General features: G+C 70.9%; 7 protein-coding genes and 1 pseudogene. 5 read left to right on the top strand and 3 right to left on the bottom strand.

The window, feature by feature from the left end; translation table 11 throughout:
* Positions 1 to 133 precede the first annotated feature (133 nt).
* Positions 134 to 766 (top strand): glyoxalase, encoded by a 633-nt coding sequence (locus tag QH283_RS18640; RefSeq protein ID WP_280504270.1) that lies wholly within the window; start codon positions 134 to 136, stop codon positions 764 to 766.
* A gap of 28 nt (positions 767 to 794) precedes the next feature.
* Here the strand turns inward: QH283_RS18640 and QH283_RS18635 are convergent, their stop codons facing one another.
* Both QH283_RS18635 and QH283_RS18630 read right to left on the bottom strand, forming a co-directional pair.
* The gene (locus QH283_RS18635) at positions 795 to 2,033 is read right to left on the bottom strand and encodes an acyl-CoA dehydrogenase family protein (protein ID WP_280504269.1); all 1,239 of its coding nucleotides are present in this window, start codon (positions 2,031 to 2,033) and stop codon (positions 795 to 797) included.
* A gap of 26 nt (positions 2,034 to 2,059) precedes the next feature.
* A complete protein-coding gene (locus tag QH283_RS18630) occupies positions 2,060 to 3,217 on the bottom strand; it encodes an acyl-CoA dehydrogenase family protein (RefSeq protein ID WP_280504268.1) in 1,158 nt (385 codons plus the stop codon).
* 183 nt (positions 3,218 to 3,400) lie between these two features.
* Here QH283_RS18630 and QH283_RS18625 point away from each other — a divergent pair, with 183 nt between their 5' ends.
* The 4 genes from QH283_RS18625 (at position 3,401) to QH283_RS18610 (ending at position 5,738) form a co-directional block, all read left to right on the top strand.
* Positions 3,401 to 4,699 carry a cytochrome P450 gene (locus QH283_RS18625; protein ID WP_280504267.1) on the top strand — a complete coding sequence of 433 codons (1,299 nt, stop codon included), beginning with the start codon at positions 3,401 to 3,403 and terminating at the stop codon, positions 4,697 to 4,699.
* On the top strand, positions 4,696 to 4,884 hold the full coding sequence (locus tag QH283_RS18620; protein WP_280504266.1) for a ferredoxin: 189 nt from the start codon (positions 4,696 to 4,698) through the stop codon (positions 4,882 to 4,884). The genes QH283_RS18625 and QH283_RS18620 overlap by 4 nt, the downstream gene beginning before the upstream one ends.
* A gap of 79 nt (positions 4,885 to 4,963) precedes the next feature.
* The gene (locus tag QH283_RS18615; protein WP_280504271.1) at positions 4,964 to 5,251 is read left to right on the top strand and encodes a DUF6226 family protein; all 288 of its coding nucleotides are present in this window, start codon (positions 4,964 to 4,966) and stop codon (positions 5,249 to 5,251) included.
* A gap of 52 nt (positions 5,252 to 5,303) precedes the next feature.
* Positions 5,304 to 5,738 carry a DUF6226 family protein gene (locus tag QH283_RS18610; RefSeq protein ID WP_414689542.1) on the top strand — a complete coding sequence of 145 codons (435 nt, stop codon included), beginning with the start codon at positions 5,304 to 5,306 and terminating at the stop codon, positions 5,736 to 5,738.
* Between the two features lie 127 nt (positions 5,739 to 5,865).
* On the opposite strand, the pseudogene QH283_RS18605 reads toward QH283_RS18610, so the two are convergent.
* Positions 5,866 to 6,161: pseudogene (locus QH283_RS18605) on the bottom strand (NAD(P)-dependent oxidoreductase); the annotation flags it as partial.

The raw sequence follows: 6,161 nt of genomic DNA, 5'->3' as shown, positions 1-6,161 counted from the left end.
GCGTAATCCGCCCGCTCGGGCGGGCCTTCCGGTCGGGACGGCCGCAGTGCGCTGGATCACGCCGCGCCGCGGGGCGGCAACCGGTCAGGAATCGAGAAGCACGGCGGCCCGGTGTGCGCCTAGCGTCATGGACATGAACATCACCGCAGATCAGACCACTGTCGACCACATCGTGCTCGAGGTCGAGGACCCCGCCGCCGCACAGCGCTTCCTCGACGCCGCCTTCGGCCTCGGCGACCGGGTACGGGTGCGGGCCGGCGATGCCCCCACCTCCGGGTTCCGCGGCTTCGTGCTCTCCCTGGTCGTCCCGCAGCCCAGCGATGTGGACAGCTACGTCGACACCGCCGTCGCGGCGGGAGCCACCGTCGTCAAGCCGGGGAAGAAGAACCTCTGGGGGTACGGCGCCGTGGTGCAGGCGCCCGACGGCACGCTCTGGAAGATCGCGACCCAGAAGAAGAAGGACAGCGGCCCGACCACCCGCGCGGTCGAGGACTTCGTGGTGCTGCTCGGCGTCGACAAGGTCAAGGCGACCAAGCAGTGCTATGCCGAGCGCGGGCTGACGGTGACCAAGAGCTACGGCAGCCGGTATGTCGAGTTCGCCCCTGGGGCCTCGGCGGTGACGCTCGGGCTCTACGGGCGTCGGATGGCGGCCAAGGACGCCGGGGTCGCCCCGGAGGGCGCCGGATCGCACCGGCTGGTGCTCGCGGGCTCGGTCGGTTCCTTCACCGATCCCGACGGCTTCGTCTGGGAGGACGTGCGCGGCTGAGCGCGGGGCAGCGCCCCCAGGACACCGGTCAGCCGCCGGTGCGCCCGCGCGGCACCTGGTTGAACGGCACGTCCTTGTCCGCGACCTGCTCGCGCGGCATGCCGAGGACCCGTTCGCTGATCACATTGCGCGCCATCTCGGTGCTGCCGCCCGCCAGGCTCCACGCCGCCCGGAACAGGTAGTCGGTGCCGACCTCGGCGGTGTCCACCGGATCGCCCGGGTGATGGGTGGCCGCGGTCGAGCCCGCGATGCGCACCGCGGTGTCCGCCTGCGTCCAGGCGGTTTCGGCGCTGAACAGGCGGGTGATGGCCCCGGCCGACGCGGGGAGATCGCCGTGGGTGACGGCGCCGGTGATGTGGTCGATGAGCTGGTCGCGGACCACGTTCATCGCCCTGGCCTCGCCGATGTCCTCGCGCACCCGCGGGTCGTGCCAGTGCCCGCCCGCGCGGGCCAGCGCCACCAGGCGGTCCACGTCGCCGCCGAGATGGGGGCGGGCGCCGCTGGTGTACGGGGAGGTGCCGCCGAGGGCGGCGCGCTCGTGGAACAGCAGGCGCGAGGCGGCCTGCCAGCCCCCGTCCACCGCGCCGATCACGGCCTCCTCCGGCAGGGCGACATCGTCGAAGAATTCCTGGCAGAACTCGGTGGAGCCGGTCACCTGCCTGATGCGCTGGACCGTCACGCCCTCGGCGCGCACCGGCACCAGGAACAGGGTCAGGCCGCGATGCTTGGGCACCTCCCAGTTGGTGCGTGCCAGGCACAGGCCGTAGTCGGCGGCATAGGCGCCCGAACTCCAGATCTTGGAGCCGTTGAGCAGCCAGCGGTCGCCGTCGCGGACCGCGCGGGTGGTCAGCCCGGCCAGATCCGAGCCGCCGCTCGGTTCGGACAGGAACTGCACCATGATCTCCTCGCCGCGCAGCACCCGGGGCAGATGCTCGCGCTTCTGCTCCTCGGTGCCGAGGTCGAGCAGGGTCGCCGCGCAGATCGCCAGCGTCGGCACATTGAGGATCACCGGCATCTCGTAGGGCAGCGACTCCTCGGTGAAGGCAGCCTGATGCGCCGGGGTGAGACCGAGCCCGCCATAGGCCTTGGGGAAGCAGATGCCGGCGAAGCCCCCGTCGAACAGGATGCGTTGCACCTGGCGGGCGCGGTCCCAGGCCTCCTCGGTGTCGGTCTTGCCCGCGTCGGCGGGGGCGGCGGGCAGGTTGTCGCGCAGCCAGGCGCGGGCGCGGGCGCGGAAATCCTCGACGGGCTCGGGATCGGTGGTCATGGCGGGCTCCTGCGGGTGACGAGGGTTCAGGCGGCGCGGTCGATGAGGTCGGTGATGTGACGGCGGTGCTCCTCGGGCGTGCCGTAGAGCGCGCGGCCGTAGGTCACCCGGCGCAGATACAGGTGCAGATCGTGCTCCCAGGTGACGCCGATGCCGCCGTGCAGTTGCACGCAGTCCTGCACGATCACCGGAGTTTTGGCTCCCACATAGGATTTGGCGACGCTCACCGCCTCGTCGGCGCCGGGATCACCCGCGTCGACCAGCTTCGCGGCGGCGTAGGTGGTGGCGCGCGCGGCCTCCAGCCAGGTCTTGTTGTCGGCCATCCGGTGCTTGAGCGCCTGGTAGGAGGCCAGCGGGCGGCCGAAGGTGTAGCGGTCGCGCAGCCAGCCCACCGTTGCCTCCATGGCGCGGCCGGTGGCCCCGACACTCTCGGCGGCGGTCAGCACGGCCGCGGTGTGCAGCTGGCGGCGGACCGCGGCCACGGCGGCCGCGCCGGAATGCACCACGGCCGACTCGGGCAGCAGCACCTCATCGAAGCTCACCCGGCCGGTGCGGCGCACGAGATCCAGTGTCCAGCCGAGGGATACGGTGACGCCGGGGGTGTCGGCGGGCACGAGCAGCTGGACGGTGCCCGCCGGGCCGAGCGCGGTCACCAGGAACAGATCGGCCTGATCGGCGGCCTCCACCCGGTCCTTGACGCCGGTGAGGCGGTAGCCGCCCGCGTGCGGCGCGGCGATGGTCCCGGTGAGCGGAACGTCGGCCGCCGAGCCCCCGCGGGCGAGCACGTCGAGGCCGCGGCCGGGCTCGTAGAGCGCCCACGAGATCAGGGCTTCCCCGGCGACGACCGCGCCGATGACGTCGCCGCAGTGGTCGGGGAAGCAGGTGAGCCCGGACAGCGCCGCGCTCACGGTGACGAAGGGGCCGGGCGCGCACGCCGCGCCGAGTTGTTCGGCGACGAGGGTCAGATCGGTCGTAGGATTACCGGGAATGCTTCCGCCCCCCGATCTTTCGTCGGCCATCGGTGCGGTCCACCCGAGTCGGGCGGCCCGTCGCCACCACGCGCGCTCGAAGCCCGCCGCGCTGTCGGCGAGCGCGCGCACCTTCTCGACGGGAACCGTCCCGGCGAGGAATTCGCGGGTGGTGTCGCGGAACAACCGCTGCTCGGGAGAGAGATCGACAGTCATGGAAACGCCCTTCTGGAGTTGACGCGCGGGCGACGGTGTGGAAATCTCATACTCACAGATGAGAGGCATATTCTCAACTGTGAAAATTTCAGTTGGCGGACAGTTGATCGCCGGGACGGTGCGCAGGACCGTGCCCGTGGTCGCGATGTCGTCCGTGGTTGTGGATGTCGAAGGGAACGTCGAGTGGCGAACAACTTTCAGGATCTGGACTTCTTCCTCGGTCAGGAGCTCGTCGCCGATCCCTACCCGTACTTCGACGCGTTGCGCGAACAGTGCCCGGTGCAACGGGAGAACCACCACGACGTCATCATGGTGACCGGCTACGACGAAGCCATCGAGGTCTACAACGACACCGATCGCTTCTCCTCCTGCATCTCGGTGACCGGCCCGTTCCCCGGCTTCCCGGTGCCGCTGGCCGGTGCCGACAACGTCGACGAGCTGATCGCCGAACATCGCGACAAGCTGCCGATGAGCGATCAGCTGCCGACCCTCGACCCGCCCGTCCACACCGCGCACCGCGCCCTGCTCATGCGGTTGATCACCCCGAAGCGGCTCAAGGAGAACGAAGAGGCGATGTGGTCGATCGCCGATCGCGTGCTCGACGACTACCTGGCCGAGGGTCGTGGTGATCTGGTGCGCGACTTCGCCGGCCCCTTCACCCTCTACGTGATCGCCGACCTGCTCGGCGTGCCGCCGGAGGACCAGGAGGAATTCCTGCACGCCCTGCAGCGTCAGCACCGCGCCAACAGCAATGTGGGCAGCACCGAGGGTGAAGGCATGCAGCACAACCCGATCGAGTTCCTCTACGGCAAGTTCTCCTCCTATATCGAACAGCGCCGCCGCGAACCCCGCGAGGACGTGCTGACCAGCATGGCGGTCGCCACCTTCCCCGACGGCTCGGAACCGGAGGTGCTCGACGTGGTGCGGGTGGCGGCCAATCTGTTCTCCGCGGGTCAGGAGACCACCGTGCGCCTGCTCGGCTCGGCCTTCCGCGCACTGGCCGAGAAGCCGGAACTTCAGGCCTGGTTGCGCGCCGACACCAGCCGCATCCCCAACTTCATCGAGGAGTCGCTGCGCGCGGAGAGCCCGGTGAAGGGCGACTTCCGGCTCGCCAAGGTGGACACGACCGTGGGCGGGGTTCCGGTGCCGCAGGGCAGCATCCTCATGGTCGTCAACGGCGCCGCCAACCGCGACCCGCGCCGCTTCACCGACCCCAACGCCTTCGACCCCACGCGCTCGAACGCCCGCTCGCACATGGCCTTCGGCCGCGGCCCGCACACCTGTCCCGGCGCGCCGCTGGCCCGCGCGGAGGCCCGCGTCGCCATCGAACGGCTGCTGGCCCGCACCAGCGACATCCGCATCGACGCGTCGGTGCACGGGCCCGCGGGCGCCCGCGAGTTCGACTACCTGCCCACGTTCATCCTGCGCGGGCTCACCGGACTGCACCTGGAATTCGACGTCGTGGAGGAGGCGCGCGCATGAAGGTCACCGTGGACGCGGACCGCTGCCGGGGCCACGGGGTGTGCGTGAGCATGTGCCCCGAGGTGTTCGACATCAACGACGACGGCTATGCCGAGGTCGTCGCCACTGAGGTGCCCGCGCATCTGGAGAAGGTGGTGGACGAGGCGATCGGGGCGTGCCCGGAACGGGCGATCGAGGTCGAGTAGTCCGCCCGATCCGATGCTGTCGGCCGGGGCGCCGTGGGACCGGGGTCGTGCCATCATCGGTTACGGTCGTCGGGTGGGGATGGGCTTGTCCTGGTGGGACGACTACAACGGAAATCTGTGGCGGCGAGTGGTGGCACCCGAGGCTGCGCCCGCGGTGCTCTCCGTCGACATCTGCAGGTTGCTCGATGACGTCGATGCGGCTTTCCGCACGATCGCGGGCGAGTCGGCCACCGGATGGCCCGATCCGCACGCGGACGGCTCGAGGTCGGACGACGAGTATTCGCGGTGTTCGGAGCCGGGCAGGTACACCATCGTGGCTCGCGCGCGGGCGTGGCGGGCGGTCCTGCGGCAGGGGGTGGGCGCGTGAGCGCTCGTCGGTGCGATGGGCGGTGCGTCCGCACCGGGCCGACGGGGGCGACATGGTGCTGGTGCCCGCCGCCGGAGGCGGGCTGCCGTTGGTCTTTTCGGTGCACACACCGGCCGAGAGGGATCGGCCTGCCGGTGTGACGGTCGCGGTCGGTGATCCCGCCGTCGCTGTGTCGACCGTCCCCGACTGTGGATGCGATGCCTGTGACGAGGGATCGGCCGCGCTGCTGGAAGAACTGGATCGGTGGGTGGTATCCGTTGTCGACGGGTCGCTCGCTGTGCAGGTCCGCGCCGGGCACTGGTATGCCCGATCGTCTTTCGGCTCGCGGGACGGCGCTTGCGGCGATGCCGACAGCTCGATCTCGATCGTTGCCGAGCCGTGGCCGCCCGACTGGGTGGGGCGTGCTCTGCTGCCGGAGAACAACTCGCCGGAGTACGGAGGCGACGACCTCGAGCCGGGGGGAACGCTCCGGTGGGGCCCGCAGTGATGGCGGGTCCGAACGTGAGCGGTGATCCGTCGGGCGCACGGGCGGCCGGGAAATGCCGGTCCGATCTCTGCCGGCGCGGGCACCCGGGTAAGACCGGACGTCCGGGGGCGACCCGACCGGCCGGAGGTCACCGGCTGCCTGCGCTGGTTTCCGCGGCCGCGATGGCGGCGTCGAGGACGCCGAGCTCGACGCCGAGACCGGCGGCGAGCGCGCGGGCGACGGCCACGTCCTTGCGGACGAAATCGCCTACCGAAGAGCGGAATTCGGCGACCGAGCCCCTGGCGGCGACACCGGCCAGCGCGCGGCTGGAACTGCTGGCGTGGGGGAGCGCCGACATCAGGGCGGACTCGGGGACGCCGAGATCGGCGGCCAAGCGCACGGCTTCGGCGATCAAGCCGATCTGGGCGGTGAACAGGGCGTTGT

Source organism: Nocardia farcinica (assembly GCF_029867845.1).
Taxonomy (GTDB): domain Bacteria; phylum Actinomycetota; class Actinomycetes; order Mycobacteriales; family Mycobacteriaceae; genus Nocardia; species Nocardia farcinica_A.
This window is presented reverse-complemented; position numbering and strand designations above follow the sequence as displayed.